Origin of the sequence: Bradyrhizobium sp. UBA2491 (assembly GCF_002341725.1) — a bacterium.
Taxonomy (GTDB): domain Bacteria; phylum Pseudomonadota; class Alphaproteobacteria; order Rhizobiales; family Xanthobacteraceae; genus Bradyrhizobium.
The window spans coordinates 135,274-162,106 of sequence record NZ_DDOP01000092.1; the positions used below are offsets into that span (position 1 = coordinate 135,274).

27 protein-coding genes are annotated in these 26,833 nt (G+C 65.3%); 10 read left to right on the forward strand and 17 right to left on the reverse strand.

The genetic code is table 11. From position 1 onward, the window contains the following. Nucleotides 1–82: 82 nt before the first annotated feature. Together B2W55_RS31280 and B2W55_RS31285 are read right to left on the reverse strand one after the other, a co-directional pair. Entirely contained in the window at nt 83–1,114 is a 1,032-nt protein-coding gene (locus tag B2W55_RS31280; RefSeq protein ID WP_024583788.1) for a YcjF family protein, read from the reverse strand. Next, the gene (locus B2W55_RS31285) at nt 1,111–2,574 is read right to left on the reverse strand and encodes a YcjX family protein (protein WP_024583787.1); all 1,464 of its coding nucleotides are present in this window, start codon (nt 2,572–2,574) and stop codon (nt 1,111–1,113) included. The genes B2W55_RS31280 and B2W55_RS31285 overlap by 4 nt, the downstream gene beginning before the upstream one ends. Before the next feature lie 175 nt (nt 2,575–2,749). On the opposite strand from B2W55_RS31285, the gene trhA reads away from it, so the two are divergent. After that, complete coding sequence (gene trhA, locus B2W55_RS31290; RefSeq protein WP_024583786.1) at nt 2,750–3,445, forward strand: PAQR family membrane homeostasis protein TrhA; 696 nt, start codon at nt 2,750–2,752, stop codon at nt 3,443–3,445. A 140-nt stretch (nt 3,446–3,585) separates the two neighbouring features. Continuing rightward, nucleotides 3,586–4,380, forward strand: a complete 795-nt coding sequence (locus B2W55_RS31295; RefSeq protein ID WP_024583785.1) for an SDR family oxidoreductase — start codon at nt 3,586–3,588, stop codon at nt 4,378–4,380. 255 nt (nt 4,381–4,635) lie between these two features. Here B2W55_RS31295 and B2W55_RS31300 read toward each other — a convergent pair whose 3' ends face one another. After that, a complete protein-coding gene (locus B2W55_RS31300; RefSeq protein WP_024583784.1) occupies nt 4,636–5,256 on the reverse strand; it encodes a TetR/AcrR family transcriptional regulator in 621 nt (206 codons plus the stop codon). Between the two features lie 82 nt (nt 5,257–5,338). Here B2W55_RS31300 and B2W55_RS31305 point away from each other — a divergent pair, with 82 nt between their 5' ends. Next, entirely contained in the window at nt 5,339–6,892 is a 1,554-nt protein-coding gene (locus B2W55_RS31305; RefSeq protein WP_024583783.1) for a 4-hydroxyphenylacetate 3-hydroxylase family protein, read from the forward strand. A gap of 237 nt (nt 6,893–7,129) precedes the next feature. Here B2W55_RS31305 and mdlC read toward each other — a convergent pair whose 3' ends face one another. The 3 genes from mdlC to B2W55_RS31320 form a co-directional block, all read right to left on the reverse strand. Next, the gene (gene mdlC, locus B2W55_RS31310) at nt 7,130–8,758 is read right to left on the reverse strand and encodes a benzoylformate decarboxylase (RefSeq protein WP_024583782.1); all 1,629 of its coding nucleotides are present in this window, start codon (nt 8,756–8,758) and stop codon (nt 7,130–7,132) included. A gap of 220 nt (nt 8,759–8,978) precedes the next feature. Further along, nucleotides 8,979–9,362, reverse strand: a complete 384-nt coding sequence (locus B2W55_RS31315) for a tautomerase family protein (RefSeq protein WP_024583781.1) — start codon at nt 9,360–9,362, stop codon at nt 8,979–8,981. Between the two features lie 49 nt (nt 9,363–9,411). Then, entirely contained in the window at nt 9,412–9,918 is a 507-nt protein-coding gene (locus B2W55_RS31320; protein ID WP_024583780.1) for a winged helix-turn-helix transcriptional regulator, read from the reverse strand. 126 nt (nt 9,919–10,044) lie between these two features. Between B2W55_RS31320 and B2W55_RS31325 the strand changes: the two genes are divergently transcribed. Further along, nucleotides 10,045–10,650: a VOC family protein gene (locus B2W55_RS31325; protein ID WP_024583779.1), complete on the forward strand. Its 606-nt coding sequence runs from the start codon at nt 10,045–10,047 to the stop codon at nt 10,648–10,650. Between the two features lie 23 nt (nt 10,651–10,673). Further along, the gene (locus tag B2W55_RS31330) at nt 10,674–10,967 is read left to right on the forward strand and encodes a putative quinol monooxygenase (RefSeq protein ID WP_024583778.1); all 294 of its coding nucleotides are present in this window, start codon (nt 10,674–10,676) and stop codon (nt 10,965–10,967) included. A 51-nt stretch (nt 10,968–11,018) separates the two neighbouring features. Here B2W55_RS31330 and hisC read toward each other — a convergent pair whose 3' ends face one another. Then, entirely contained in the window at nt 11,019–12,071 is a 1,053-nt protein-coding gene (gene hisC / locus B2W55_RS31335; RefSeq protein ID WP_024583777.1) for a histidinol-phosphate transaminase, read from the reverse strand. 176 nt (nt 12,072–12,247) lie between these two features. Between hisC and B2W55_RS31340 the strand changes: the two genes are divergently transcribed. Next, nucleotides 12,248–12,508: a PepSY domain-containing protein gene (locus B2W55_RS31340; protein ID WP_024583776.1), complete on the forward strand. Its 261-nt coding sequence runs from the start codon at nt 12,248–12,250 to the stop codon at nt 12,506–12,508. Between the two features lie 40 nt (nt 12,509–12,548). Here B2W55_RS31340 and B2W55_RS31345 read toward each other — a convergent pair whose 3' ends face one another. The 4 genes from B2W55_RS31345 to B2W55_RS31360 form a co-directional block, all read right to left on the reverse strand. Continuing rightward, complete coding sequence (locus tag B2W55_RS31345) at nt 12,549–12,929, reverse strand: DUF930 domain-containing protein (RefSeq protein ID WP_311538720.1); 381 nt, start codon at nt 12,927–12,929, stop codon at nt 12,549–12,551. A 130-nt stretch (nt 12,930–13,059) separates the two neighbouring features. Then, nucleotides 13,060–13,914: an FAS1-like dehydratase domain-containing protein gene (locus B2W55_RS31350; protein WP_024583774.1), complete on the reverse strand. Its 855-nt coding sequence runs from the start codon at nt 13,912–13,914 to the stop codon at nt 13,060–13,062. 27 nt (nt 13,915–13,941) lie between these two features. Continuing rightward, nucleotides 13,942–15,042 carry a CaiB/BaiF CoA transferase family protein gene (locus B2W55_RS31355; RefSeq protein WP_024583773.1) on the reverse strand — a complete coding sequence of 367 codons (1,101 nt, stop codon included), beginning with the start codon at nt 15,040–15,042 and terminating at the stop codon, nt 13,942–13,944. Nucleotides 15,043–15,053: 11 nt separating this feature from the next. Beyond that, on the reverse strand, nt 15,054–16,223 hold the full coding sequence (locus B2W55_RS31360) for an acyl-CoA dehydrogenase family protein (protein ID WP_024583772.1): 1,170 nt from the start codon (nt 16,221–16,223) through the stop codon (nt 15,054–15,056). A gap of 152 nt (nt 16,224–16,375) precedes the next feature. On the opposite strand from B2W55_RS31360, the gene B2W55_RS31365 reads away from it, so the two are divergent. Continuing rightward, nucleotides 16,376–17,299: a LysR family transcriptional regulator gene (locus tag B2W55_RS31365; protein ID WP_024583771.1), complete on the forward strand. Its 924-nt coding sequence runs from the start codon at nt 16,376–16,378 to the stop codon at nt 17,297–17,299. A gap of 13 nt (nt 17,300–17,312) precedes the next feature. Here B2W55_RS31365 and B2W55_RS31370 read toward each other — a convergent pair whose 3' ends face one another. The 3 genes from B2W55_RS31370 to B2W55_RS31380 form a co-directional block, all read right to left on the reverse strand. Continuing rightward, a complete protein-coding gene (locus B2W55_RS31370) occupies nt 17,313–17,903 on the reverse strand; it encodes a thiamine pyrophosphate-dependent enzyme (RefSeq protein WP_024583770.1) in 591 nt (196 codons plus the stop codon). Then, nucleotides 17,903–18,463, reverse strand: coding sequence for a thiamine pyrophosphate-binding protein (locus tag B2W55_RS31375; protein WP_100555019.1), 561 nt, complete (start codon nt 18,461–18,463; stop codon nt 17,903–17,905). The genes B2W55_RS31370 and B2W55_RS31375 overlap by 1 nt, the downstream gene beginning before the upstream one ends. A 149-nt stretch (nt 18,464–18,612) precedes the next feature. After that, a complete protein-coding gene (locus tag B2W55_RS31380; RefSeq protein WP_024583768.1) occupies nt 18,613–20,460 on the reverse strand; it encodes a class I SAM-dependent methyltransferase in 1,848 nt (615 codons plus the stop codon). A 261-nt stretch (nt 20,461–20,721) separates the two neighbouring features. Between B2W55_RS31380 and B2W55_RS31385 the strand changes: the two genes are divergently transcribed. Next, nucleotides 20,722–21,111: a hypothetical protein gene (locus B2W55_RS31385; protein WP_145987155.1), complete on the forward strand. Its 390-nt coding sequence runs from the start codon at nt 20,722–20,724 to the stop codon at nt 21,109–21,111. Nucleotides 21,112–21,120: 9 nt separating this feature from the next. On the opposite strand, the gene B2W55_RS31390 is transcribed toward B2W55_RS31385, so the two are convergent. The 3 genes from B2W55_RS31390 to B2W55_RS31400 form a co-directional block, all read right to left on the reverse strand. Continuing rightward, nucleotides 21,121–22,395, reverse strand: a complete 1,275-nt coding sequence (locus tag B2W55_RS31390) for a cytochrome P450 (protein WP_024583766.1) — start codon at nt 22,393–22,395, stop codon at nt 21,121–21,123. 31 nt (nt 22,396–22,426) lie between these two features. After that, entirely contained in the window at nt 22,427–23,698 is a 1,272-nt protein-coding gene (locus B2W55_RS31395; RefSeq protein WP_024583765.1) for a cytochrome P450, read from the reverse strand. A gap of 230 nt (nt 23,699–23,928) precedes the next feature. Beyond that, the gene (locus B2W55_RS31400) at nt 23,929–24,291 is read right to left on the reverse strand and encodes a hypothetical protein (RefSeq protein WP_244442297.1); all 363 of its coding nucleotides are present in this window, start codon (nt 24,289–24,291) and stop codon (nt 23,929–23,931) included. 263 nt (nt 24,292–24,554) lie between these two features. On the opposite strand from B2W55_RS31400, the gene B2W55_RS31405 reads away from it, so the two are divergent. Then, entirely contained in the window at nt 24,555–25,700 is a 1,146-nt protein-coding gene (locus B2W55_RS31405; RefSeq protein WP_029879830.1) for a DUF898 family protein, read from the forward strand. A gap of 4 nt (nt 25,701–25,704) precedes the next feature. Then, nucleotides 25,705–26,820 (forward strand): M48 family metallopeptidase, encoded by a 1,116-nt coding sequence (locus B2W55_RS31410; protein WP_024583762.1) that lies wholly within the window; start codon nt 25,705–25,707, stop codon nt 26,818–26,820. The last annotated feature ends 13 nt before the right edge of the window (nt 26,821–26,833 follow it).

Below are 26,833 nucleotides of genomic sequence, written 5' to 3' on the forward strand. Positions count from 1 at the left end.
TGCCCTCTCCCACAAGGGGAGAGGGCGCAACAACTGCCACTGTGCCGCAACTGGCACGATGCCGCTCTGAAGGAGCAGGTGGCTATTCCGCTTCCTCACGCTTGCGGATCAAATCCTTCGCCAGATCGGTCAGCGCGGGGCGGGGCAGGGCGTTGAAGGGAAGCGGGCGGGTGACGTCGATCGCGGCGAGGCCGAGGCGGGCGGTCAACAGGCCGTTGAGCATGCCTTCGCCAAGCCGCTGTGACAGTTTTGCCGCGATGCCGTGGCCCAGCATCTGCTGGATCAGACTATCGCTCGCGGCCATGCCGCCGGTGATGGCGAGATGCGCGATCACGTGGCGGAGCAGGCGGATCATGCCGAGCGCGCCTGGCCGGCCGCCATAGAGCCGCGCCAGCTGGCGGATCATCCGCAAGCTCGCCACGAACACGAAAAGCACGTCGAACAGCGCGCGCGGGCTGACCGCGGTGACGACCGAGACGCGCTGCGCGGCCGAAGACACCAGGCGCCGCGCTTCCTCGTCGAGTGGCGTCATCAATTCGCGCTCGGCGAGCCGGATCATGTCGGCGCCATCGATGATATCATCGGTGTGGCTCTGCAACGCGCCGCGGGCCCGGGCGAGCTGCGGGGTCCGGTGCGCGAGCTTGAGCAGGTCGGCGACGACAGTGCGGCTTGCGGCGCGGTCGTCGCTGATCAGCACCTCGGCGGCGCGCAGATGCAGCTTCTCGATGGTCGCAAGCCGCGCCAGACCGACCAGCTCGCGCATGGTGACGACCGCGAGCGCCACGACGGCGATGCCGGCGAGCGCCAGACCTAGGAAGCCGAGGCCTTCATTGCGGGCAAACAGATCCTCGACCAGGTTGAGGACGCCGAGCCCGCTGCCGAGCAGCACGAGGCCCCCGACAGCGCTCCAGAATAACGTGCCCCAGCGGAAGCCGCGGCGCTCGGGCAGCAGCGGCGTATCGACCGGCACCGGCAGTTGCGCGGGCTCCGCTTCAGGCACGATCTGGATCGAGCCGCGGTTGAGGCGACCGCTGTCGTCCGGGTCCATCACGACCACGCCGGGATCGTCGAGCTTGAACGTCGCCGGCCGCCGCGGGGGCGTCTTCTCGTTCATTGCAGTTTGTCTCCGATCAGGAACTGGAGGGCGCGGTCAAGGCGGATGTGAGGCAGCGCAGGCTCCGCATCGCCGCCTCGTTCCAGTTTCGGCGGGCGGAAGCGCAGGAAACGATAATCGGCGCTGTCTGCACCAGCACTGGACAGGCCGCGGAAGCCGCCGTTGAACAGCTCCTCGGGATTGTCCGGCAGGTCGCCGGGAAAGGTCGCGACTTCGGTCTCGCCATCCAGCGTCTCGCCATTGGCGACCTCGCCGGGCGCCGGCGTGCCGAGGATCGAGGGCAGGCGGTCGCGGCCGCGCGCGACCTGCGCCTCACGGGTGGCGCGCACCGCGGCGAGCGCCACCACGTCGATCTCGGCGCCGGCATATTCGGCGCGCTCGGCCGCCCTGGCCACGATCCGCCGCAGCACGGCTTCCAGCCGGTCGTGGCTCTGGTGATGCAGGTGGTCGGCCTTGGTCGCCGCGAACAGGATGCGGTCGATGCGCGGCCGGAACAGCGTGCTCAGGATCGTGCTGCGGCCGATCCGGAAGCAGTCGAGGATACCGGCGAGTGCCGCCTCGAGGTCGTGCAATGCCTCGGGGCCGGCATTGAATGCGGCGAGTGCATCCGCCAGCACGATCTGGCGATCGAGCCGCGCGAAATGATCGCGGAAGAACGGCCGTACCACGACGTCCTTGTAGGCCTCATAGCGCCGCCGCATCATCGCCCACAGCGAGTTGTCGGGTGCGCTGCCGTCGACGGGCACGTCGAGCGGCGCAAAGGTCAGCGCCGGCGTGTCGGCGAGGTTGCCGGGCATCAGGAAGCGGCCGGGCGGCAACAGGCTCATCGCGAAGCGCTCGTCGCGGCAGGCACGCAGATAGTCGGTGAACAGCCGCGCCTCGGTGAGCGCGGCCTGCTCGTCCTCCCTGGCCTCGCTCTTCAGCGTCGCCAGATGCGCGTGCCAGGGCGCGGCGAGTTTTGCGCGCAGCGGTTCGCGCGACAGCGCGAGGCTTTCCGCCGACCATTGCTCGTAGCTCTTGTTCAACAGCGGCAGGTCGAGCAGCCACTCACCGGGGTAGTCGACGATGTCGAGGGTCAGCTTGCGGTCCGCGCCGTTTTGCCGCTGATATTCGATCACGAGCCGCAGCTCGGAGATGTCGGTGGTCGAGCTCGGCCAGCGCCGTTCCTCGACCAATGTACGGACATGGTTCTCATAGGCGAAGCGCGGCACCGCGTCGTCGGGCTGCGGGGCGAGATAGGCCCGCGCGATCCGTCCCGAGGCATAGGCCTCGAATACCGGGAAGCGTCCGCCACGCGTCAGCCCGTGCACCAGCGCGGTGATGAACACGGTCTTGCCGGCGCGCGACAGGCCGGTGACGCCGAGCCGGACCGTCGGGTTGAACAAGCCCTCACCATAGTCGAGCAGCGCCCGCGCCGAGAGACGCGCTTCCTCGACGATATCAGAGAGACTGGGGGGCATGGAGGGTGAACGGAGGACCCGGCAAGAGGAGCCAAAAAGGGCAGGCGATTACCGCAAGGTGGCGATTATCGGGCTAAAATCAAGCTTCACATTTCCGGCGCCTTTGCGGGTGAGGGATTGAACGCGCCACCACGCCGGCGATACCCATAGTCAATCGGCCCACAGGAAAGCCTGCATGACGGTCTTCCGCCTGAAGCAACTTGCCTCGACCTCGATCCACGCGGCCGGCGCCGCGCTGTGGAACTACGACCGCGCCGAACTGATCGCCGACGGCGTCGTTCATGTTGTCGGTGTCTGTTTCGGACTGGTTGCCGCCACCGCGCTGATCGTATTGACCGCGGTCTATGCCGGTCCGTTCGACGTCGCCGTGGTATCGGTCTATGTCGCGGGCCTGCTCGCGATGCTGACGCTGTCGGCGACCTATAATCTCTGGCCAGTGTCGCGCGCCAAATGGATCCTGCGGCGCTTCGATCACTCCGCGATCTACCTGTTGATCGCCGCGACCTACACGCCGTTCATCGTGGAACTGAAGGACAGCTATGTCGCGATCGCGCTGCTCGTTGGCGTGTGGTGCGTGGCGATCGTCGGGATCTGGCTGAAGTTGCGCTATCCCGGCCGCTTCGACCGATTGTCGATCGGTCTGTATCTGGCGATGGGCTGGAGTGGCATCATGCTCTACGATGCCGTGGTCAAGGCATTGCCGGCGATGGCGCTCGGCTTCGTGCTGGCGGGCGGCATTCTCTACAGCTTCGGCGTGATCTTCCATTCCTGGCGCCGGCTGCGCTTCCAGAACGCGATCTGGCATTGCTTCGTGCTGCTCGGGGCCGCCTGCCACTACACGGCCGTGTTCGACGTCGTGCTGGCGAGCTAGCGCGGGCTTCACAAGGCCGGCCCGGCCCCCTCGAAAAGATCATGCATCGGCAAAAGATGCGCTATCATGAGCGCTCTTCGTTGGAGCATGAGTCCGTCTTCTGGATCATGCGCTGAAATCAAGATACCGGGAGGATGGCCATGCAGGTGGCGGGTAAGGTTGTGGTGGTCACCGGCGGTGGCAATGGCATCGGCAAGGCGCTGTGCGAGGCGTTCCATGCCGCCGGTGCCTCCAAGGTCGTGGTGGTCGACCTCGACCATGCGGCGGCCGAAAAGGTCGCGGCCACGGTCGGCGGCGCTGCCTTCAAATGCGATGTCGGGCAGGAGAAGAACATCCTGCATGTGATCGACGAGACCGAGCGCATGTTCGGCCCGATCGCGCTGTTCTGCTCCAATGCCGGCATCGGCGGCGGCTTCGATCCGCTGTCGCACAATGCCGGCGGCACCTCGGACGAGCCGTGGTCGCGCAGCTGGGCGATCCATGTGATGGCGCATGTCTATGCCGCGCGGCATCTGGTGCCGCGCATGAAGGCGCGCGGCGAGGGCTATTTCCTCAACACGATCTCGGCGGCGGGCCTGTTGTCGCAGGTCGGCAGCCCGGCCTATTCCACCACCAAGCACGCCGCGGTCGGCTTCGCCGAAAATCTCGCGATCTCGCACCGCGCCGACAACATCAAGGTCTCGATCCTCTGCCCGCAGGGCGTCGACACCAACATGCTGCGCTCGATCCCGAAGGGCCCGCAATCCGGCGACGGCGATCTGTCGGCAGAGCAGGTCGCGCAGGATGCGCTCAAGGGCATCGAGCAGGAGACCTTCCTGATCCTGCCGCACCCGCAGGTGCTCGGCTACATGCGCAAGAAGACCGAGAACTACGACCGCTGGATTGGCGGCATGGCCAAGATCCAGGCCAAGATGCGCGAGAGCTACGGGAAGTGATGGCCAGGGAATTCGCGTCGCTCGTGTGAGGTGAGCACCCTGGTCAGGCTCCCTCTCCCCTTGCGGGAGAGGGAGGGGAGAGGGGTGGCCCCGGGCGAGATGATTGATTGAAGCGTCGCCGTCGCAATTTCGGGCGCGTGTGGTTGGGACACAAATCGAGAGAGCACCAGTGTGGTACCCCTCTCCCCAACCCTCCCCCGCAAGGGGGGAGGGAGCCCATCCGCCGGTGGCCTCCTTACAGCCGCTATCTCGGCCTCACTCCTTGGCTAGTTGCGCGATCCTTTCGCGCAGATAGGCGTCCATCAGATCGGGCGCCGAGGCGCCGAACATTCGGATGCGGCCGGTGTGCAGCAACAGCAACAGGCCGGTGGCATGCGCGAAGCAGTCGACCATCACCGTGTTGGCCTTCTGCCTCGACGCACCCAGCACTTCGGCGGCCTCCGCGATCGGATGCAGCGCGGCCTCCAAGGCGGCGTTCAGCGCGTGGTCGCGGTCATGGCCGAGCCCGGCCGGCTTCATGCCGCCGCGGAACAGATAGAAGCCGAGATCGAGGTCGCGCGGGTTGTCGGCATAGTAGCGGAAGAAGCCCATCCCGGCGGCGTGCAGCCGCTGCTTGGCGCCGCGCGTCGTGGCGACCGCCGCGCTGACGGCTTCGCCGAGCGCGGCCAGCGACTGCCGCAGCACCTCGGCATAGATCGCCTCCTTGGAATCGAAATGGAAATACAGCGCCGCCGGGGTGTAGCCGGCCCGGGTGGCGATCGCCCGCAGGCTCGCGCCCTCGAGGCCTTCCTCGGCGAACACGCTGCGCGCTGCATCGAGGATCAGCTCCCGCTTGTGGCGGCTGACCGCCTCTCTCCTGCTCTCGCGCATCTGCATCCGGCGATTCCGTCCTTGACTCGATTCTAACGGTGTTCAATAATTTAACAATGTTATAATAAATGAGCAAGGGAGAAGCGCCATGCTGATGACGGCCGCGGACTACCGGGAATCCCTGCGCCGCTACAAGCCGCGGGTGTTCGTCAACGGCGAGGCGGTGGCGAGCGTCGCGGATGAGCCGTTGCTGGCGCCGGGCGTGGCGGGTGTCGGCGTCACCTATGATTTCGCGCATCGCGCCGAGCACGTGCCGATCATGACGGCGCGGCAAACGACCTCGGGCAAGACCGTCAATCGCATGCTCCACATCAACGAGAGCTCGCAGGACCTGCTCTACAAGCTCGAGGCGGTGCGGCTGGTGTGCCGGACATCGGGCTGCGCACAGCGCTACCTCACCCATGATGCGCTGAACGGGCTCTACCAGGCGACCAGGCTCACCGACGATCGCCACGGCACCGACTACAGCCAGCGCTTCCTCAATTATCTGCACGAGGTGCAGGACCAGGACCTGACGCTCGGCGTCGCCATGACCGATGCCAAGGGCGATCGCTCCAAGCGTCCGGGCCTGCAAGCCAATCCGGACGTCTATGTCCACATCAAGGAGCGCCGCCCCGACGGCATCGTGATCCGCGGCACCAAGGCGATCGTCACCGGCGCGCCTTACATGCACGAATTCCTGGTCATGCCGTGCCGCACCCATGTGCCCGCCGACAAGGATTTCGCGGTGTGTTGCGCGGTGCCGATCGATGCGCCCGGCGTTACCATCGTCGCGCGCCCGGCCGGTCGTCCCGGCGATGCCTCGGCAAAGTTCTCGGCGAAGTACGGCCAGTCGGTCGGCGTCGTGATCTTCGACGACGTGTTCGTGCCGCATGAGCGCGTCTTCCTCGCCGGCGAGACCGAGGAGGGCGGCTTCCTCACCACCTCCTATGCCACCCATCACCGCCACTCCTGCATCGGCGCGCGCGCCGGCTTCGGCGACCTCCTGATCGGCGCCGGCGCGCTGATGATCGAGGCCAACGGGCTCGATGCCGAGAAGCACGCCCATATCCGCGAGGCGATGGTCGAGCTCATCACCATCACCGAAAGCTTCTATGCCTGCGGCGTGGCGTCCTCGGTCTATTGCACGAAAGATCCGGCTGGATCGGTGATGCCGGATGCCGTGTTCTCCAACATCGGCAAGTTGCTATTGGCGACCAAGATCTACGACATGCATCGCGTCGCGCATTACGTTTCCGGCGGCCTGATCGTCGCGCTGCCTGGACCCGACGAGGATCATAATCCGGAAACCCGTGCCTCGCTCGCCGCCGTGATGGGCGGACGGCCCGACATTCCAACCGAGCAGCGCGCCGAGGTGGCGCGGCTGATCGAGGACCTCACGGTGTCGCACGAAGCCGGCTGGTACTCGGTGATCTCGCTGCATGGCGGCGGCTCGCCGGAAGCGATGAAGCGCGAGATCTGGCGCAACTATCCCGTGATGGAGAAGGCCGAGCTGGTCGAGAATCTGCTCGGGCGCGGTTTGGTCGACGAGGGCCAGCGCGTATCGAAGCAGCCCGGCCGCTGCTGCGCCACCGGCTGCGAGGTGCCGGCGCCGTCAGCACAAGCGGTGGAGCAGGAGCGTGAAAATGCCCTCGTGAGGTGAGGACGCTGATCGGGCTCCCTCCCCCCTTGCGGGGGAGGGCTGGGGAGAGGGGTAAGCCCCGGGCGAGATATTGACGTGAGTCTCGCTTTCGCAATCCCGATCGCGTTTCGTTGAGACTCGTAATCGAGAGAGCACGCCGTGTGGCCACCCCTCTCCCTAACCCTCCCCCGCAAGGGGGGAGGGAACCCAGCCGCCGGTGCCTTCCTTACGAGTGCGCAGGAACTGCGTTCTCGCCGCTCAGCTCTTCTGCGTGTAGAGCAGCGGCACCGCGGAATCGACCATCACTTCGATCAGGCTGGTGCCCTGGTGCGACAGGCCGCGCTGATAGGCGCTTGCGAGCTCGGCTGATTTTGTCACCCGCATTGCGTCGCAGCCCATGCCTTCGGCGAGCTTGACGAAGTCGATGCCGGGCAAATCCAGCCCCGGCACGTTGCGCACCTGCATCACCTGGCTGAACGAGCGCATCGCGCCGTAGCCGGAATTGTTCAGCACCACGACCGTCAGCGGCAGCTTGCGCTGCGCTGCCGTCCATAGCGCCTGGATCGAATACATCGCCGAGCCGTCGCCGATCAGGCAGACCGTGCGGCCTTGGCTTCGGCCGAGCGCCATACCGACCGCGGCCGGCAGGCTGTAGCCGAGGCCACCGCTCGCCATGGTGTAGAAACTGTCCTGGCCGCGCATCGGCATCGCCTTCTGCATCAGCGGACGATGCGACGGCACTTCCTCGACCAGCGCGTCATGCGGACCCATCGCGGCCGACAGCGCGTGCAGGGCGTATTCGGCTGGAATCGGATCGCCGGCCGCGGGCGGCGGCGGCAGCACGCGGCCCGGCGATGCGGCACGCCTGGTCTCGGGCAGCAGCGCGAGCAGCGCCGACAGCGCCGGCTTCATGGTCGCAATGATGCTGTGGCCGGTCGGCGTCATCGCGGCGGCATCGGAATCGTCGGTGATCTGGAAGATCGTGGTCGCGCCGTCGAAGATCGCGGCGTGGCCCTCGACATGGAAGGTGAACACCGGTGCGCCGACCACGACGACGAGGTCGTGATCGCGGAGCGCATCGGAGAGCTGGCCCGGCGCGGCATGCAGGAAGCCGGCAAACTGCGGATGCCGCTCGGGGAACGAGCAGCGCGCCGAGAACGGGCTGGCCCAGACCGCGGCCTTGGTCTTCTCGGCGACCTTCACCATCAAGTCGACCGCTTCGGCGCGGTCGACCGCTGGGCCGACGACGAGGGCGGGGCGACTGGCCTCGCCAAATGCGGCCACCAGCGCCTGCATTGCGGCCGGATCAGCGCCGACCTCGCGGCTGACCTGGCGCGCGTCGAGCGGCTGGGTCGCATGCGCCCAGTCGTCGATCGGCACCGAGACGAAGGTCGGCCCGCAGGGCGGCTGCATCGCGACATAATAGGCGCGCGCGATCGCGGCCGGCACGTCCTCGGCGCGCGCCGGCTCGACCGCGAATTTCACGTAAGGCCGCGGGAATTCCGAGGCGCGCTCGGCATAGAGGAAGGCTTGCAGCGGCATGATGGAGCGCGCCTGCTGGCCCGCGGTGATCACCAGCGGGGTCTGGTTGCGGTAGGCGTTGTAGATGTTGCCGAGCGCGTTGCCGACGCCGGCCGCCGAATGCAGATTGACGAAACCGGCATTGCGGGTCGCCAGCGCATAGCCATCGGCCATGCCGACCACGGACGCCTCTTGCAGGCCGAGCACGTAATCGATGTCGTCGGGCCAGTCGCTCAGGAACGGCAGCTCGGTCGAGCCCGGATTGCCGAACACGCGTCTGATGCCCCACGCGCGCAGCAGGCCGAACGTGGCGTCCTTGACGGTGACGGTCTTGCCTTTGCTGGCGGCGGGTTTGCGCGTCGACATCGGGCGGCTCCCATTGCTGTGTTGTTATGTTCCCTCATTGCGCACGGCAAAGCGGAAAGGCAATCCACCTGTCGATGGATTGCCCGAGGAAGTCAAGCCGCCGTGGCCTGGTTGCCCAAGCAACGACTCGAATGATTACGCAGTCAAGTGGCCTTTTGCAGCGCGGCGGTCAGCTTGCCGGACAGGTCGATGCCCGTCCGGCGCAGGTCTGGTCCGCTGGTCAGGTCGCGTATTGGGCGATGCCGTTGCCGAACGACCAGTTCTCCTTGGCGACTTCGACCAGATTGATGAAGATGTCGTCCGGGCGCCCGTGCAGCTGGCTCTGGTAGTCGTCCACGATGCGCTTGTAGAACGCCTTCTTCATCTCGACCGTGCGCCCCGCATTCATGGTGATCTGGATAAAGATGAGATCGTCGCTGTAGCTGTTGCCGAGATAATTGTCGGCATAGTTCAAGTCATCGCGGTCATGCTCGGTGATGACCTGAAACTTGTCGTTCTCCGGCACATTGATGATCTCACGCATCGCCTTGTAGACGATCTCGCCCAGGGTCTTGCGATATTCGGCGGTCTTGCCGCGCTTCAGGTCGATACGAACGAAAGGCATGGTGGTCTCCTGTGTTGCGCGAGTCCCGTGAGGCTCGCATGATCGGAATTCAGCGTCTGGCCTTGAAGGCCTCCCATCGCGCGTCGCGCTCCTTTTGATATTTCGGCGTTCGCGCGGCGGACATGTCGGCCCAATGCAACGGCTCGCCGCAGGACTGGCAGAGGGGACCGAGCCCGGCCGGTTGGCCGCAGGCGAGGTGCGTGTAGTTCATGGAAAGGCCGTCCCTGGGCGACTTGCACCAGGTTTCGCCCCAGGCGCGCAGCGCGAACATCACGGGGAAGAATGCCGTGCCTTTCTCGGTCAAATGGTATTCGTGGCGCAGCGGGCGCTCGCTGTAGGCACGCCGCGTCACCAGTCCGTCGGCCTCGAGCTTCTTCAACCGCGCCGCGATCATCTGCGGAGTTGCGCCCGTATAGGCCTGAATCTCCTCGAAGCGATGGTTGCGCGCGAACAGCTCGCGCAGCACCAGAACCGACCAGCGATCGCCTACCACGTTCTCGGCCCGCGCCACCGGACAGAGCGTCTGATCCTCAGCGCTGCCTTTTGGCTTTCTCATCACGTTTTCTTCATCTGGTATTGTAACTATGAATTTCATAGTAATGTAGGCTGTCATCACGGTGGGGGCAACGGGCATCTCGACCCGGCCCATCACATTTCGAGGAGCAAGCCAAAGGAGCAAGCCATGAGTACCGAAGGCAAGGGTCCGGAACCGGGTGTCGAGATGAAGCTCGAAGTCGTCGTGATTCCCGTTTCCGATGTCGATCGCGCCAAACGCTTCTACGAAAATCTGGGCTGGCGGCTGGACGCCGATTTCATCAGGGCCGACGGCTCGCGCGCCCTGCAGCTGACGCCGCCGGGCTCGCCGACGTCAGTTCATCTCGACAAGGGCTCGGCGCTGCCGCGCTTCCTGATCGTGAACGACATCGAGGCGGCGCGCGCCGAGTTGATCGGGCATGGCGTCGAGGTGAGCGAGGTGTTTCATCGTGGCCCGCAAGGCCGTATCAAGGGAGCCGATCCGGAGCGCCCGAGCTATGGCTCGCTTGCCACGTTCAGCGATCCGGACGGCAACACCTGGCTGTTGCAGCAGGTGACGCAGCGCCTGCCCGGGCGCGTCGATGGCAGCAGCACGACGTTCACGTCAGCGACAGATCTCGCCGCCGCGCTACGGCGCGCCGCAACGGCCCATGGTGAGCATGAGAAGCGCACCGGCGGGCACGATGCGAACTGGCCCGACTGGTACGCCGACTACATCGTTCGCGAGCAGGCCGGCAAGCCGCTGCCGGAGTGATCAGTCAAACAGGAGCATCCGTCATGACCAAACTTGCCCTCATCGCCACCGTAGAGGTTGCCCCGGAGACACGGGATCAGGTGTTGTCGCTGCTCGCAGCGCACGGCGCCCGTTCGCTCAGGGACGAGCCGGGCACGCTGCGCTTCGAAATCCTGGTGCCGCGCGAGGACGCCGCGAAGCTGATGATCTACGAGGTCTACCAGGATGACGCCGCGTTCGAGGCGCATCGCAATGCGCGGTCGATCGCGCAGTTTCGCGAGGAGAGCGCAGCGTTCGGCATCAAGATCACCGCAACGCGGTGCACGCCCGCCGCGTAGGTGCGATGATCCCGCCGCCACGCTGCCGTCCCGTTGAGCCCGGCGTCGTGGTCAGACCATCTGGCGCAGCAGGCCGATCAGGCGGCCGCACTCTTCGTCGGTGCCGATCGTGATACGCAGGAAATCCTCGATCCGCGGCTTCTGGAAATGCCGGACCAGGACGCCACGCCCGCGCAACCGCGCTGCGAGATCGACGCCGCGATGGCTGCGATGCCGGGCGAACACGAAATTCGCCTGCGATGGCAGCACCTCGAAGCCCAGCTCGGTGAGGCCACCGGTGAGCGTCTCGCGGCTCTGGATGATGCGCTGCCGCGTCTCCTGAAACCAGGCGTCGTCTTCAATGGCAGCGACTGCGCCGGCGATCGCGAAGCAATCCAGCGGATAGGAGTTGAAGCTGTCCTTGACCCGCTCCAGCGCCTCGATCAGCGGGCGCTGGCCGATCGCGAAGCCGACCCGCAAGCCCGCCAGGGCGCGCGACTTGGACAGGGTCTGAATGACCAGCAGATTGTCGTGGCGCGCGACCAGAGGCACCGCGCTCTCGGCGCCGAAGTCGACATAGGCCTCATCGACCACCACCAGCCGGTCGGGATGTTCGGTGAGCAGGGCCTCGATCGCCGCCCGCGGCAGCGCGATGCCGGTCGGCGCGTTCGGATTGCACAGCAGGACGGCGCTGCCGGGCCGCCGATAGTCGGCAAGATCGATCCGCATCGCGCCGTCGAGCGGCACGACCTCGTGGTTGACGCCATAGAGTCGGCAATAGACCGGGTAGAAGCTGTAGGTGATGTCGGGGAACAGCAGCGGCGCATCGTGCCTGAGCAGCGCCTGGAAGGTGTGGGCCAGCACCTCGTCCGAGCCGTTGCCGACGAACACCTGGTTGGCAGCGACGTCGAAGCGGGCGGCGATCGTCTCGCGCAGGCTGGTCGCGGCGGGATCGGGATAGAGCCGCAGCCGCTCGGCGGCGGCCGCAATCGCGGTCAGCGCCCGTGGCGAGGGATCGTAGGGGCTCTCGTTGGTGTTGAGCTTGACGAGGCCGTCGATCTTCGGCTGCTCGCCGGGCACGTAAGGCGACAGGGTATGGACGACCGAACTCCAGAAGCGACTCATGATCCCTGATCCATGGCTAGATCGCACCACAGTAGGAGGTGCGGCGCGGCAGTGAAAGCGGTTCTTCGCCGGTCGCGCGATCGATATATCGGCGGGCGCGGTGCAACTTCCGGGAACGCCTGACGTTGCTCCTCCAGGCCCATGCAACCGATGCCGGGCAATGAAAGGATGAACGAATGAGGAGACTGGCGCTGCTCGCGGTGTTTCTCGCCGCGCCTGCTTTGGCCGCTCCCGCTCTGGCCGACACGCCGGGTGCCGACTGGCTGACCAAGCAGCAGGTGATCGAGAAACTCCACGATATGGGCTACTCGGCGATCACCAACCTGGAGGCCGACGACGGCCATTGGGAAGGTGATGCAGTCAAGGGCGGCACGACCTATGAATTGCATATCGATCCGCATACCGGGAAACTGACCAAGAACGAACCAAAGCACTGATTGATTGACCGTCGTCGGCAGCGTCGCGCCCTCGCGGGGGCTAGCGCCAGAGCCCGAGCGATGGCCATTTCGCAGCCGGGATGGCCTCGCCGATCTTGTACTGTAGGCTGGCGACATGCAGATGGTCGGGCGTTCCCTTGCAGGTGAACGCCAGCGCGAACCATTGTCCCTTGCTGCGGAAGGCGCCGCCCTTGACGGTGAGCGTGTTGCCTGAATGAGCGGGGCGGGACGTCACGTCGGATTTCGCCCGATCGGCCGGCCGTCCGGTGTCGCGGCTGATGCTGGACATCGCGGCATAATCGCAGACCTGCTCGAGCCGCGTTTCCGGCTCGAGTTTCCGCAGGCTGTCGAGAAAGCGCTGGTCTTGCGCATGGGCAGGGACCGACAGCGTCAGCAGCGTGGCAAGCAGGAATGATCTCAACGGGCGCCTCATCGAAGGTGTGGAATCGACAGGTCCGCGATTTGCAGAAAACCGTGCCGCCATCAATCCACAAATCCGTGCTCGCCGCGGTCAGGTTCCACGACGAATGGCTGATGACGGGCGTCCGCTGCTACCAGCTCGCGGTGCCCTTCATGGTCGGCTGGCCCTCGGCATTGGCGGTCCACAGCTCCATGCCGCCATCCTTGTCGTTGGCATTGATCGAGAACTCGCTGCCCTCGAACAGCGGCTGCACGCCGCGATAGGAAAGCTTCTTCGGCGGCTTGCCGCCGCGTAGCCTGGCGGCGAGCTCGACGATGAAGGAGGCTTGCAGCGGGCCGTGAAAGATCAGGCCCGGATAACCTTCGACCTTGGTGACATAGTCGCGGTCGTAATGGATGCGGTGGCCATTGAAGGTCAGCGCCGAGTAGCGGAACAAGAGCACCGGATCGGAGACATGGCTCTCGCGGTGCTGCGCGACCGGGGGAGGCGGCGGCGCCTTGGCGGGCGCGGGGGATGGCGTGCTCGTCATCTCGCGGTAGACGATGTCCTGCCGCTCGCGGACCGCAAGCCCGCGCGAGGTCGTCACCTCGTGATTGACCGAGACGAAGCACAGCGTGCCGGTCGAGCCGGATTTCACGGTGACGTCCGCAATTTTGGACGTGCGCTTGGCCTCGTCGCCGATCCGCACTGCATCGAAGAATTCGAGCTCGCCGCCGGCCCACATCCGGCGCGGCAGCGGCACCGGCGGCAGGAAGCCGCCGCGGGTCGGGTGACCGTCCGGGCCGAGCTGCGACATCGGAAACACCGGCTGCGCCAGGCACCAATGCGTGGTCCACGGCGCGGCATCGCCCGCCATCGGCTCGCCGATCTCCTGGAACAGTGTCGCGCGCAGCCCCATCACGAGATATTTGGTGACGACGTCGGAGGCTTCCGTCGTCTTGCCGATCCACTGGCGGAGATGATCGAGGTCGAGTTTATCGGTCATGATTGTCTTGCTCGGGCAGGAGAGATTTCAGGAACGTTTGGTGCGCTCGCCGATCGCGGGCACCTTGCCGTAGTGCCTGTCCTCGCCGACCACGATCGCGGCCGGCGCCGGATAGCTGACCTTGCCGTTCGGCGTGTCGACCTCGATGCGGCGCAGATGCGGATGCTCCGCGAGGTCGTTCATGCTGTTGACCTCGGCGAAGGCGATGTCGGCTTCCGCAAGCTTCGACAGCAATTCTTCGCGCGTGAGCTTGCCGAAGCTGTCGCTGACGATCTGGTCCGTCAGCGTTCGATTCTGCACCCGTGCGACCATGTTGGCAAAGCGCGGGTCGTCGGGCAGCCCCGGTTGGCCCAGCACCTTGGCGCACAGCACCTTCCACTCGCGCTCGCTCTGGATCGAGATCAGGATCTCCTTGCCATCCTTCGAGCGGAACACGCCGTAGGGCGCGATCGAGGGATGGGCGAGGCCGATGCGTTTCGGCGACTTGCCGTCCTCGGCATTGAGCAGCGGCACGGTGAGCCAGTCGGCCATCACGTCGAACATCGAGATCCGGATGTCGGCGCCTTGGCCAGAGCGTCCGCGGCCGATCAAGGCTTCGAGGATCGCGGCGTGTGCGGTGGCGCCGGTTGCGACGTCGACGATCGACATGCCGACGCGCGAGGCGCCTTCCGGGCCACCGGTGATCGAGGCGAGACCGCTTTCGGCCTGGATCAAGAGGTCATAGGCCTTGCGGTCGGCATAGGGGCCGCTGTCGCCATAGCCTGATATCGTGCACATGATCAGCTTCGGATAATCCTTGCGCAGCCGCTCGCGCGAGAAGCCGAGCTTGTCCATCGAGCCCGGTTTCAGGTTCTGCAACAGCACGTCGGCGCTCGCGATCAGCCGCTCCAGTTCTGTGCGGCCTTCCTTGGTGGCGAGGTCGACCACTGCGGAATCCTTGCCGCGGTTGAGCCAGACGAAGTAGCTGCTCTGGCCCTTCGCCGCGGCGTCGTAGCCGCGGGCGAAATCACCCTCCGGCCGCTCGATCTTGATGACATGGGCGCCGGCATCGGCCAGGCGTGACGAGCAGAATGGCGCGGCGACCGCCTGTTCGACGGCGATGACGGTCAATCCCTCAAGCGGCAGCATGATCAGACAACTCAGTAGGAGCGGGGCATGCCGAGCACGTGCTCGGCGACGAAGGACAGGATCAGATTGGTCGAGATCGGCGCCACCTGGTAGAGCCGGGTCTCGCGAAACTTGCGCTCGACATCGTATTCCTCGGCGAAGCCAAAGCCGCCATGGGTCTGCACGCAGGCGTTGGCCGCCTCCCAGGAGGCATCGGCCGCCAGCATCTTGGCCATGTTGGCCTCGGCGCCGCAATCGAGCCCGGCCTCGTATTTGCGGGTGGCTTCCTTGACCATCAATTCGGCCGCGCGCATCGAGGCGTAGGCTTTTGCAATCGGAAACTGAATACCCTGGTTCTGGCCGATCGGTCGGCCGAACACGCTGCGCTCCTTGGCATAGTTGGTCGCCTTGGCGATGAACCATTTGGCATCGCCGATGCATTCGGCGGCGATCAGGATGCGCTCGGCATTCATGCCGGACAGGATGTAGCGAAAGCCTTTGCCTTCCTCGCCGATCAGATTCTCCGCCGGCACCTTCATGTCGGTGAAGAACACCTCGGTCGTGGCGTGGTTCATCATGGTGCGGATCGGCCGGATCTCCAGACCGTTGCCCTTCACCTCGCGCATGTCGACGATGAACACCGAGAGGCCGTCGGTGCGCTTCTTGGCTTCGTCCTTTGGCGTGGTGCGCGCCAGCAGCACCATCAGGTCGGAATATTCGGCGCGGCTGGTCCAGATCTTCTGGCCGTTGACGACGTAATGATCACCCTCGCGGCGCGCGAAGGTCTTCAGCGAGGAGGTGTCGGTGCCGCTGGTCGGCTCGGTGACGCCGAACGCCTGCAACCGCAACTCGCCGGTCGCGACCTTCGGCAGATACTTCGCCTTCTGCGCGTCGTTGCCGTGCCGCAGCACGGTGCCCATCGTGTACATCTGGGCGTGGCAGCCGCCGCCATTGCAGCCGGCGCGCTGGATCTCTTCCAGGATCGCCGCCGCGGCGGACAGCTTCAGGCCGGCGCCGCCATATTCCTCGGGGATCAGCACCGAGAGATAACCCGCCTCGGTCAGCGCATCGACGAATTCCTTCGGATAGGCCATCTGGCGGTCGAGCTTGCGCCAGTATTCGCCGGGAAACTGCGCGCAGAGTTTTGCGACGGCGTCGCGGATGTCTGTGTGGTCGTCGACTTGAGCTTCGTGTGCGGTCATTGTTTCGTCTTGCCGAGAGGTTGCGCCAAGGCGTTTTCGAGCGAACCGGAAACCGGTCCGTGTGAAGAAAACGCCCGCTGTTGTGGGGCCCCGGTAAACTCCCTATGCTGTTTTGTTATAGCGTATGAACCTGCCTTCCAGGATTGGCAAGTATGGATTTCCGCCAGCTTAGGACCTTTGCGTGCGTCGCGGAACTCGGGAGTCTGAGCAAGGCATCCGATACCTTGCGGGTCGCGCAGCCGGCGCTGAGCCGGCAGATCAAGCTCTTGGAGCACGAGCTGCGCACCGAATTGTTCACCCGCAACGGCCGCGGCATGGTGCTGACCGATGCCGGCCGTCTGCTGCTGGCGCGCACCAGCGGTATCGTGCGGCAGATCGACCAGATCCGCGACGACATCCAGTCCGCGGGCGGAGCGCCGTCCGGGCGGGTAGTGCTGGGCTTGATCCCGACGGTGAGCTGCGTGCTGTCGGCGCGGCTGGCGCGGCGCACGGTGGAGCGCTATCCCGGCATTTCGCTCTGCATCGTCGAAAGCTACAGCGGCCATCTGATCGAATGGCTGCATCGCGGCGGGATGGATCTTGCGGTGATCTACGGCCCTTCGGTCGATTTGCATCTGGCGGTGCAGAGCCTCGGCCGCGACAGCGTCGTCGCGGTCGGCCCGCGCGGCAGCGGGCTGAAGCAGAAGAAGCAGGTCGATATCGGCTGGCTGCTGCGCCAGCGTCTGGTGCTGCCCAGTCATTCGCACGGGCTCCGTGCGCTGATCGAGCATGCTGCGGCGAAGCGCAAGGTCAATATCGACGTCAAGCTCGAGGCGGATTCGTTCCGGGTGCTGACCAGCCTGGTCGAGGAGGGGCTCGGGTATACGCTGCTGCCGCCGTCTTCGGTCCGCAGCGAGATCGCGGAAGGCCGGCTCGAGACCGCGCCGATCGCGCGACCGGCGCCGCGGCGCGAGCTCGCGCTGGCGTCGCCGGTCGAGCATCCCGGCTCGAATGCGATCACGCTGATAGCAAGGCTGCTGCGCGACGAGGTCGCCGCGTGCCGCGCCGAAGGGCTCTGGGATATCCAGCTCGCCTGAGCGCGGCTTCGCATCAGCTCACCGCAAGGCCGAGCTGGCCGCGGAAGCGGTTCTTGAGATAGGTGCCATCGCGCGGCGGCAGCGCGCGCTCGACCTCGCCGGCCGCGATCCGGATTCGCGCCAGCCGCGGGCCGCTGAGGTCGCGCAAGCCCGCGCGAAAGCGCTCGATGCCGGCCATGTCGGCGATATCGGAGACACTGCGGATGCCGGCGCCATCAGCGATGACCTCGAGCTTCGCGCCCAGGCCGGAGTGGCTGGGCTGCATGCCGGTCTCGCCGAAATGGCCGTTGTCGAGCACCGCGATCGAGAGATTGCCGGGTTGCTTGGTCGCAATGGTCAGCAGGCTGCCGATTCCCATCAGCTGCTCGCCGTCACCGGTGACGACCAGCACCGGGCGCTTCGGCTGCGCCAGCGCGAGCCCGAGCCCGACCATCGCGGCGCCGCCCATCGCGCCCCAGAGATAGAAATTGCTCGCGTGGTCGCCGGCATCGAACACGTCGTAGGACGACGAGCCGAGCCCGGAGATCACCAGCAGATCGCCGCGATCGGCGAGCAGCGCCTTCACGGCGGCGCGGCGGTCGAGTGTGCCTGTTGCTGCCGACATCAGTGTGTCTCCCTGGTCCACTTCTTGCGGCCGATCATCCGCTGCGAGATCAAGACCGCGACCTGCTGGTCGCCGTCATAGGCGAGCGAGGCGGCGGCCGAGACCACCTCCTCGGCGTCGTCGGGATTGTCCAGCCGCAACACTGTGGTGCCCATGATCTCGAACGCTTGCGGCGTCGCGCGGCCCATCGGGATCTGCCAGGGGTTGAACTCGGCCCATTCGCCGCGCATCGTCACCAGGGTCAATAGCGGGAAGCGGCAGCTCGCCATCAGCGACAGCATGTTGACGCAATTGCCGACGCCGCTCGATTGCATCAGCAGCACCGCGCGGTCGCCGCCGAGCCATGCGCCGGCGGACAGCGCCACGCCTTCCTCCTCTGTCGTCAGCACCGTGGTCTTGATGCCGGCATCGGCGTGCGACAGCTTGATCAGCTTGGAATGTCCAGCGTCGGGGACATAAGACACCTGCGCCACGCCGAAGCTCTTCAGCGTGCGGTAGATCGCAACCGGCCAGTCCCGGCTGGTCGCGCTGTCCTGGTGAACGGCAATCTGGTCCATCATGGCCTCGGTAAGGGGCGCGCAATGGCACGTCCTCATACCGGGAGGTTTAGGGCAGGCGAGAGCTCTATTCTCTTCGCATCTGGCTCGCCCAGCTATGCCGGAATTTTATAGGGGGCCATGCGAGCTTTCCGGCCGCACGGAGGAAGGCGTCAGTCCGTGCTCTTTCTCACCGTGAACACGTACATGTCCCAGAATGTCTCGGGATGTTCGATCTCGAAGCGGTGCCATTGGTCGAGGTTGGTCTCGTCGGCCGTGCCCGGAGCCTGCTTGCGGAATTTTTCCAGCACCGCCGGATCGTCGAACGGCTCGAAGCCCTCGAAGGTCAGGCCGTGCGCGTTCAGGAAGGCTGCGATCTCGGGAATCGTAAGGCGGTGTTCCATGACGTTGAACAGCAGGTCGCGGCAGCCGCTGGCGCTGTAGAAATCCTTGGCGCCGATCAGCGGCTTCCATTGTTCAGCCTCGCGGAAGATCTCCTGGCGGCACCGCCTGATGTCGTCGGCGGTGGCGCGATAATTGCGCGCGGCGATACGGGAACGCGCTTCGACGATGACGCGGCGCGCCAGCTCGCTGTACAGGCCGATGCGCATGGTGCCGCCCGGGCGCAGCAGCGAGACCAGCACCTTCCATCCGGCGAGCGGCTCGGCAAGATGGTGCAGCACACCGACCGATTCGATGCTGTCGAAGTTGCGATCGATCGCGCCCAGCTCCAGGATATCCGCCTGTGCGTATTCGATATTGCGCAAGCCGAGCTCGCGGGTCTTGCGGCGCGCATAGGCGAGGCTGGTCATGCTGATGTCGACTGCGAGCAGGCGGGCGTTCGGATAGACCTGCGCGATCTGGATCGCGTGCGAGCCGGTGCCGCAGCCGGCGATCAGGATGTCGCGTTCGGCCTGCTGTTCCGCGGTCGCGACCGTCCGTCCCCGCGCCAGATCCGCCGCGAAAGCCGTCAGCGGGTTGACCGTCCAGCGCGGGTAGGGGTTTTCCTCGTACTGGCGCATCACCTCGACCGATGTGTCGTTCCTGATCGGGGTGAGCGCTGCAATGGCGCTGCGTTCTTCGAGTTCCTCGCGCGGCTCGCGAAGCTGCACCCGCAACAGCCCGGTGACGGCCGCGGGCCAATCACGGCGCAACAGCGCGTCCGCACCGGGAACGGCATGCAGCGGGACATAGGCTGCAACCACTGCCAGCGCGAGTGGCGCGACCGTAGCGCCTGACGCGAGGTTTTGCAGCAGGCGATCGCGCAATCCGTCCGCGAGCACGCTTTCCGCATCCGCCTGCGCATAGACATATTCGTTGATGAAGCATTGCCGGGCGAGCGCGCAGGCAAAGGCAACGACATCATCGTCGGCGTCGCTTTCATCCGGGTCTTGCTGGCTGGCAAGCCGCAGCAGTTCGGTCCGCGCGTATCCCAGCAGCACTTCGAGCTGCATGCTTGCCAGCGTCGTCGCTTCCATCGCCGCGCGCAGGAACAGGTCGCTCGCAAGCCGGGTGATGCCGTCGGTGCCGAACAATTCGGCGTTCGTGACCGGCAGCGGCCATCTGTTGGCAATCCGCCCGACATAACCGGTGACCGTGGGGCTTTGCAGGATGAAGGAGACTGCCTTGTCTTCCATGCCGAGCGCAAGCGCCCTGCCGAAATGCGCAACCGCCTTGGCGCGACTGCCCAGCGCCTGGTACGAATTGCCGGCGTTGTAATGGCAGGCGGCGTTCACCTCGTCGGCGGCAATTGCCTTCGTGAACAGCTTCGCGGCCGCCCGGTGTTCGCCGGCGGCCTGGGCCATCAGGCCGAGTAGATTCAGGCTCTGCACATGGTCGGGCTCGCGCGTGAGAATGTGCCGGCAAACCTCTTGCGCTTCGTTGAAGCGGCGCATCCCGTAGAGACTGCTTGCCTCGGCGGCGAGGCTGGCAATGCTCACGCTCGCGGAGCCGAAAGCACTCGCGTCCTTGCCGGACTCGTCACGTCGCTTGTTGGCCGCACGCCGCTCTTTTCGGTTCATGTCCCGTCAACTGGTCCAAACTGCAAAACGCCACCGAACGGCACACCGCGCGAGGCGGTGATCTGGGACGGCGCATCAACCAACCGTGGCCGGCAGACATAGGGCCGAACGCGCGCACAGCCAAGGATATTCTAGGGATATTCCGCCTGCCGCGGTCTTGGATATCTGCCAAATCGGCAATCGGGTCAAAGTGGTCCCCGGTAGGAACGATGCTGCACCGGACCGGTTGTCGGTTGTTGTCAACTGCTCGAAGTATTGCGGATGCCCGCTTCCCTTGGTCGATCGCTTGCCGTTTGCACCGTCCCGTTGCTGTTTCTGCTCGCGGGTTGCGGGGACAAGCTCGACTGCGATTCGATCGAAACGCGCAATGCCGTGCTGCGGACCGTCGCCGACGACCACCGCAATCCCCTGGTCAATTATGCCGCAAAGAATTCCACGGCACCGGCCGATGCGGACAACGCCAAGCCGCTCTATCTGCTCGGCGAAAGGATCGTGACGACGTCGGCGAGCGCCGACAAGCGAACGCTGCAATGCAGCGGCGCGATCTCGGTCACTGTCGGTGATGCGAAGGCCTCGAAGGAGATCGACTTCACGGTCCAGCAAGGGGCCGACGGCGCAATCTCCGTCTCGGTCGTCCCCTTCCAGTTTTGAAATCCCGCCTCAGCCCGGGATCCGCACCGGCAGGTTCTCGATGCCGCGGACGAAGCTGGAATAGACCCGCTTCGGCTCGCCGACCACCTCGATGCGGTCGAAGCGCTTCAGCATCTCCTGCCAGACGATCTTGAGCTGGAGCTCCGCGAGCCGCATGCCGACGCAGCGGTGGATGCCGAAGCCGAACGACAGATGGATGCGCGGCCGGGCGCGGTCGATGATGAACTCGTCGGGCCGATCGATCACCTCGTCGTCGCGGTTGCCGGAGACGTACCACATCACGACGCGGTCGCCCTTCCGGATGGTCTTGCCGCCGATCTCGGTATCCTGGAGCGCAGTACGCCGCATGTGGGCGAGCGGCGTCTGCCAGCGGATCACCTCCGGCACCATGGTGTCGATCAGGGCCGGGTTCGCTTTCAGCTTCTGGAACTGGTCGGGATGCTCGTGCAGCGCCAGCACCGAGCCGCTCATGGTGTTGCGCGTGGTGTCGTTGCCGCCAACGATGAGCAGGATGATGTTGCCCATCAGATTGTCCGGGTCCATGTGCCGCGTGGCGTCGCTATGCGCCATCATCGACAGCAGGTCGTTGCGAGGCGCCGAATTGACGCGCTCATTCCAGAGCTTCGAGAAATACGCGTAGCACTCGTCCATCTCCTGCCGGCGCTCCTCCGGCGAGTTGACGATGCCGCCCTTCGGCAGCGCGGTGGAGACGTCGGACCAGCGCGTCAGCTTGCGCCGCTCCTCCCACGGGAAATCGAACAGCGTCGCCAGCATCTGGGTCGTCAGCTCGATCGAGACGCGCTCGACGAAATTGAAGGTCTCGTTGCGCGGCAGATTGTCGAGCACGCTGGCCGAGCGCTGGCGGATCAGCTTGGCCAGCTCGTCGAGATGATCGGGCGTGAACATCGGCGACACGGTCTTGCGCTGATGGGCGTGCTTCGGCTGGTCCATCGCGATGAAGCTCGGATAGTCATAGCCGGGCGGCACGTCGCGGATCGAGATGCCGCCGAGCGTGGAGTCCGAGGAGAAGATGCCGTGGCTGGTGTCGACATGCATGATGTCGTTGTACTTCACGACCGACCAATAGGGCTCGATCGGCGCATTGGTGCAGTAATGCACCGGCTCTTCCTTGCGCAGCCGCTCGAACCAGGGCCACAGCGTGTCGTTCTGGAACAGCCGTGGTGCGCCGGGATGGAAATCCTTGAGCGGCGTCGCATAGGCTTCCTCGCGTGCCTGGCGTAGCAGCTCGGACCGATCGGCACGAATGGCAGTCTGGACGTTCATGGCTCTTTGATCCCGGTTGACTGGCGAGGCGTCAGGCGGCGATGCGCACTGGCAGCGTCTCGTAGCCCTTGATGAAGCTGGAATACACCCGCTGCGGCTCCTCCACCACCTCGATCGTGTCGAAGCGCTTGAGGATTTCCTCCCAGATGATCTTCAATTGCAACTCGGCGAGCCGCAGTCCCACGCAGCGGTGGATGCCGAAGCCGAACGAGATGTGGGTACGTGGCCGGGCGCGTTCGATGTCGAACTCATAGGGCCGCTCGATCGCCTCTTCGTCGCGATTGCCCGAGACGTACCACATCACGACCTTGTCGCCCTTCTTGATTTGCCGTCCGCGGAATTCGTAGTCGGCGAGCGCGGTGCGCCGCATGTGGGCGAGCGGCGTCTGCCAGCGGATCACCTCGGGCACGAAACTGTCGATCAGCGCCGGGTTCTCGCGCAGCTTGCGGTATTGTTCCGGATGCTTGCTCAGCGCATAGATGCTGCCGGACAGCGTATTGCGCGTGGTGTCGTTGCCGCCGACGATCAACAGGATCAGGTTGCCGAGGAAATTCTTCGGGTCCATGTTCCGCGTGGCGTCGCTGTGCGCCATCATCGAGAGCAGGTCGCTCTTCGGCGGCTGGCCGGAGCGCTCCTTCCAGAGCCTCGCGAAATAGCTCGCGCATTCCATCAGCTCGGCCTGCCGCTCGTCCTCGGTGGCGACGAGGCCACCGACGCCGGGCAGGGTGGTCGCGACGTCGGACCAGCGCGTCAGCTTGCGGCGGTCTTCCCAGGGGAAGTCGAACAGCACCGCGAGCATCTGCGTGGTCAGCTCGATCGAGACCTTGTCGACCCAGTCGAATACCTCGCCGCGCGGCAAGTTGTCGAGGCATTCGGTCGAGCGCTTGCGGATGTTGATGGCAAGCTCGTCGAGATGCGTCGGCGTGAACATCGGCGCCACGGTCTTGCGCTGCGCCGAATGGCGCGGCTGATCCATCGCGATGAAGCTCTCGCGGCGCAGGTCCGTCGGCACGTCGCGGATGGTGATGCCGCCGAGCGAGGCGGCTGACGAGAACACCGAATGGTTGGTCTCGATGTCCATGATGTCGTTGTAGCGGGTGATCGACCAATACGGCCCGAACATCGAGTCCTTGCAATAGTGCACAGGATCCTCGCGGCGCAGCCGGTCGAAATACGGCCAGAACGTATCGGTCTTGAACAGTTCGGGATCGCCGGGATCGTAGTCCGGCAGCGCAATCGTGTTGGCGCGCTCGCGCGCGGCGTCCAGATTCGTGTCTTTGCCGAGATCGATGGTCCCGTGCATGGGCGGCTCCTCAACCGTTGCGCGGCCGGGGCATCGCCGGCGCGGCATGTTTTACCGAATTACATTCCCATTCCAGCGTTTGCGCAAGGCCCCTCGGCGTGCATTCGGCCGCATTGATATCAGGCCAAAGCGGCCGAATCCGGGCTTTTCACGCCGAGCGGGGCAGGCGGCCTGACATGGCCTGTTTGAAACGGTGTTTGATTTGGTCCGACGGCGTGCCGATGGCGCGGTTATTGGCTGGCCGGTTTTTCGCAGGGGAAGGTATCCTGCATGCCCCACAGCAGCAGGGATGCGACCAGCATGTCACCCTTGGCGCCCCGCTTGTCGGCCGATTTGAGCATGATCTCTTCGGTCTGCTCGGTGGTCAGCGCGAGGTTGCCCGGCATGCAGAAGGACGGCTGGCCGCCATGGTGTGTGAGCCACGCATTGTAGGCCATCATGCCGCCCCGAACGCCGTCCAGGTACATATGGTTAAAGATGCGAAAGTTCTCGTTCTTTGGATTACGATAGGAATCCAGGCGCACGTCAGCGGCAGCAGCGGGAGCTATCGCAAGCGCCAGATAGCATGCCGGCACGATCCACTTGGTTATCATGGTGTTCCTCGCGCGGTCAGCGGGTGTCGGTTACGGTTCCATCGCTTCACCCGTGAGTATGTCACTCCCGCTTCCCGGTTCGAAGCCCGGGCAAGGACCGCGCTGTTTCCGGCAATGCCGTTAAGGCACGGCCAACCGCACCCCGCCAAAAATCATCCCGCGATCTCGACCTTCTGCGAAACCTGGATCACACTCACTGCGACAAACCTGTGCTTTTTGTAGCGCAGAGATTGTCCCCGTCCTGGAGTTGATCCGTGAACGATATGAGCTGGACCCCGCTGGGGCCGCCGCAGCCACCACCGGTTCCGCCGCCGATGCCGGCGGCTTTTACAGGGAACCGGAAGGACTTCTTTCGCCTGGTCGCGCGCGGCGCCGGGCTCGAGCTCGTCACCGTCGGCTTCTACCGGTTCTGGCTCACCACCGACATCCGCCGTCACCTCTGGTCGAACACCCAGATCGACGGCGACGCCCCGGAATATACCGGCCGCGGCAAGGAGCTTTTGATCGGCTTCCTGGTCGCATTGGCGATCCTGGTGCCGATCTATCTCGGCTATTTCCTGATCGGCATCGAGGCCGAGCATCTCAAGGCGTTCGCCTCGCTGCCGCTGGTCGCTTTCTTCTATATGTTCGGCCAGTTCGCGATCTACCGCGCACGGCGCTACCGCCTGACACGCACGGTGTGGCGCGGCGTCCGCTTCTGGATGAGCGGCTCGGGCTGGATCTATGCCCTCAAGGCCTCGCTATGGGGCCTCCTGGTCGTGATCACGCTCGGCCTGGCGCTGCCGTGGCGTGAGGCGGCGCTCGAACGCTACAAGATGCGGCATTCCTATTACGGCGACCTGCAAGGCTCGTTCGAGGGCCGCGGCTGGGATTTCTTCAAGCAGGGCTGGTGGCTCTGGCTGCTGATGCCGTTCGCGCTGTCTTCCTATGTGTTCGCTCCGTTCGCCTATGCGGCGTTCAAGGCGATCGAGTGGCGCTGGTGGCTGTCCGGCATCCGCTTCGGCGAGGTGCGGCTGGAATCGACGCTCGGCCGCAGCGCGCTGGTGGGCCTGTACTGGAAGGTGATCGGCTGGATCGTGCTGCTGTTCGCGGTGTTCGCGGCCTATCTCATGCTCTGCATCTTCCTGGTCGCGAGCATGGATGGCACCTCGATCGAGACCTTCTTCAAGACCGAGGCGTTCGCCAGGAGCATTCCGCTGATCGTCCTGCTCGGCATCGGCTATCTCGCCTATGCGCTGGCGATGAACGTGGTGATCCGGGTGTACCTGATGCGCGATCTCTGGGTCCGGGTGCTGTCTTCGACCATCGTGCACAACATCGAGGCGGCGGCCAACGTCACCGCGCGCGGCGATCTCGCCAATGCGCTCGGCGAAGGCTTCGCCGATGGCCTCGACGTCGGTGGGTTCTAGCAACATGGAATCCGAGTCGAGCCAGCGGAATTCCGCGGCGCCGCCCGCGCCCGGCGCGGTGTTCTTCGACGGTGCATCGAACCGGCGGCGCAACGTCGCGCTGACGCTGTCCGATGCGCTGGAGATCCGGGACGACGGCGAAGAGCTGGCGCGCTGGGCGTTTCACGATATCCGCCGTGCCGACAGTCCGTCCGGCCTGTTGCGGCTGAGCTGTCTGACCGCGCCGTCGCTGGCGCGGCTCGAAATCCGCGATGCGCAATTGACCGCCGGGCTCGTGGCGCGCTGCGACGCGCTCGAGGATGGCTTGCCGAGCCGCAAGGGCGTCGCCGCGATCGTCGGCTGGTCGCTGGCGGCGGCGGTGTCGATCGTGCTGGTGGTGCTGTTCGGTGTGCCGCTCGCCGCCGAGCGGTTGACGCCGCTGGTGCCGGACTCCTTCGAACGCCGCCTCGGCGACGTCGCGGAGGCGCAGGTCAAGGTGATATTCGACGGCAAGCCGTGCAGCAACGCCGATGGCCAGGCCGCATTCACAAAGCTGGTTGGCAAGTTGCGGGAGTCGGCCGGGCTCGACAATTCGGTGCAGTCGGGCGTGCTGGCGACGTCGGTTCCGAACGCCTTCGCGTTACCCGGCGGCAAGGTCTATCTGTTCGACGGGCTGCTGGCGAAGGCCGACAACCCCGACGAGGTCGCCGGCGTCCTGGCCCATGAACTCGGCCATCTCCGCCACCGCGACAGCATGCGCGAACTGATCCACAATGGCGGCACCTCGTTCCTGATCGGGCTGTTGTTCGGCGATGTCACCGGCTCCGGTGCGCTGATCTTCGCCTCGCGCTCGCTGGTGACATCGTCCTATTCGCGCGACGCGGAAACCAATGCCGATACGTTCGCGATCGAGACCATGCACAAGCTCGGCCGTCCGGCGAAGCCGATGGGCGAATTGATGTTCCGCGTCACTGGCAAGGAAGGAAAGGGGCTGTCGCTCGTTTCCAGCCATCCGCTGACCGAGGATCGTCTCGAACGCATGGCGAAGGCCGACGCCGGCGTCGCGTTGAACGGTGCGCCGCTGCTGTCGCCGGCCGAATGGCAGGCGCTGAAGGACATCTGCGGATCGGGGAAGGTGTAAGCGGGGGATTTCA

Excerpts from the sequence above, each read along its gene's own strand:
- B2W55_RS31365 (WP_024583771.1), top strand. The coding sequence starts at position 16,376 with ATGGATTTCCGCCAGCTTAGGACCTTTGCGTGCGTCGCGGAACTCGGG.
- B2W55_RS31280 (WP_024583788.1), bottom strand. The coding sequence starts at position 1,114 with ATGAACGAGAAGACGCCCCCGCGGCGGCCGGCGACGTTCAAGCTCGAC.
- B2W55_RS31305 (WP_024583783.1), top strand. The coding sequence starts at position 5,339 with ATGCTGATGACGGCCGCGGACTACCGGGAATCCCTGCGCCGCTACAAG.
- B2W55_RS31315 (WP_024583781.1), bottom strand. The coding sequence starts at position 9,362 with ATGCCTTTCGTTCGTATCGACCTGAAGCGCGGCAAGACCGCCGAATAT.
- B2W55_RS31405 (WP_029879830.1), top strand. The coding sequence starts at position 24,555 with ATGAGCTGGACCCCGCTGGGGCCGCCGCAGCCACCACCGGTTCCGCCG.
- B2W55_RS31360 (WP_024583772.1), bottom strand. The coding sequence starts at position 16,223 with ATGACCGCACACGAAGCTCAAGTCGACGACCACACAGACATCCGCGAC.
- B2W55_RS31295 (WP_024583785.1), top strand. The coding sequence starts at position 3,586 with ATGCAGGTGGCGGGTAAGGTTGTGGTGGTCACCGGCGGTGGCAATGGC.
- B2W55_RS31300 (WP_024583784.1), bottom strand. The coding sequence starts at position 5,256 with ATGCAGATGCGCGAGAGCAGGAGAGAGGCGGTCAGCCGCCACAAGCGG.
- B2W55_RS31285 (WP_024583787.1), bottom strand. The coding sequence starts at position 2,574 with ATGCCCCCCAGTCTCTCTGATATCGTCGAGGAAGCGCGTCTCTCGGCG.
- B2W55_RS31395 (WP_024583765.1), bottom strand. The coding sequence starts at position 23,698 with ATGCACGGGACCATCGATCTCGGCAAAGACACGAATCTGGACGCCGCG.
- B2W55_RS31330 (WP_024583778.1), top strand. The coding sequence starts at position 10,674 with ATGACCAAACTTGCCCTCATCGCCACCGTAGAGGTTGCCCCGGAGACA.
- B2W55_RS31325 (WP_024583779.1), top strand. The coding sequence starts at position 10,045 with ATGAGTACCGAAGGCAAGGGTCCGGAACCGGGTGTCGAGATGAAGCTC.
- trhA (WP_024583786.1), top strand. The coding sequence starts at position 2,750 with ATGACGGTCTTCCGCCTGAAGCAACTTGCCTCGACCTCGATCCACGCG.
- B2W55_RS31380 (WP_024583768.1), bottom strand. The coding sequence starts at position 20,460 with ATGAACCGAAAAGAGCGGCGTGCGGCCAACAAGCGACGTGACGAGTCC.
- hisC (WP_024583777.1), bottom strand. The coding sequence starts at position 12,071 with ATGAGTCGCTTCTGGAGTTCGGTCGTCCATACCCTGTCGCCTTACGTG.
- B2W55_RS31400 (WP_244442297.1), bottom strand. The coding sequence starts at position 24,291 with ATGATAACCAAGTGGATCGTGCCGGCATGCTATCTGGCGCTTGCGATA.
- mdlC (WP_024583782.1), bottom strand. The coding sequence starts at position 8,758 with ATGTCGACGCGCAAACCCGCCGCCAGCAAAGGCAAGACCGTCACCGTC.
- B2W55_RS31375 (WP_100555019.1), bottom strand. The coding sequence starts at position 18,463 with ATGATGGACCAGATTGCCGTTCACCAGGACAGCGCGACCAGCCGGGAC.
- B2W55_RS31370 (WP_024583770.1), bottom strand. The coding sequence starts at position 17,903 with ATGTCGGCAGCAACAGGCACACTCGACCGCCGCGCCGCCGTGAAGGCG.
- B2W55_RS31350 (WP_024583774.1), bottom strand. The coding sequence starts at position 13,914 with ATGACCGATAAACTCGACCTCGATCATCTCCGCCAGTGGATCGGCAAG.
- B2W55_RS31385 (WP_145987155.1), top strand. The coding sequence starts at position 20,722 with ATGCCCGCTTCCCTTGGTCGATCGCTTGCCGTTTGCACCGTCCCGTTG.
- B2W55_RS31410 (WP_024583762.1), top strand. The coding sequence starts at position 25,705 with ATGGAATCCGAGTCGAGCCAGCGGAATTCCGCGGCGCCGCCCGCGCCC.
- B2W55_RS31390 (WP_024583766.1), bottom strand. The coding sequence starts at position 22,395 with ATGAACGTCCAGACTGCCATTCGTGCCGATCGGTCCGAGCTGCTACGC.
- B2W55_RS31355 (WP_024583773.1), bottom strand. The coding sequence starts at position 15,042 with ATGCTGCCGCTTGAGGGATTGACCGTCATCGCCGTCGAACAGGCGGTC.
- B2W55_RS31340 (WP_024583776.1), top strand. The coding sequence starts at position 12,248 with ATGAGGAGACTGGCGCTGCTCGCGGTGTTTCTCGCCGCGCCTGCTTTG.
- B2W55_RS31320 (WP_024583780.1), bottom strand. The coding sequence starts at position 9,918 with ATGAGAAAGCCAAAAGGCAGCGCTGAGGATCAGACGCTCTGTCCGGTG.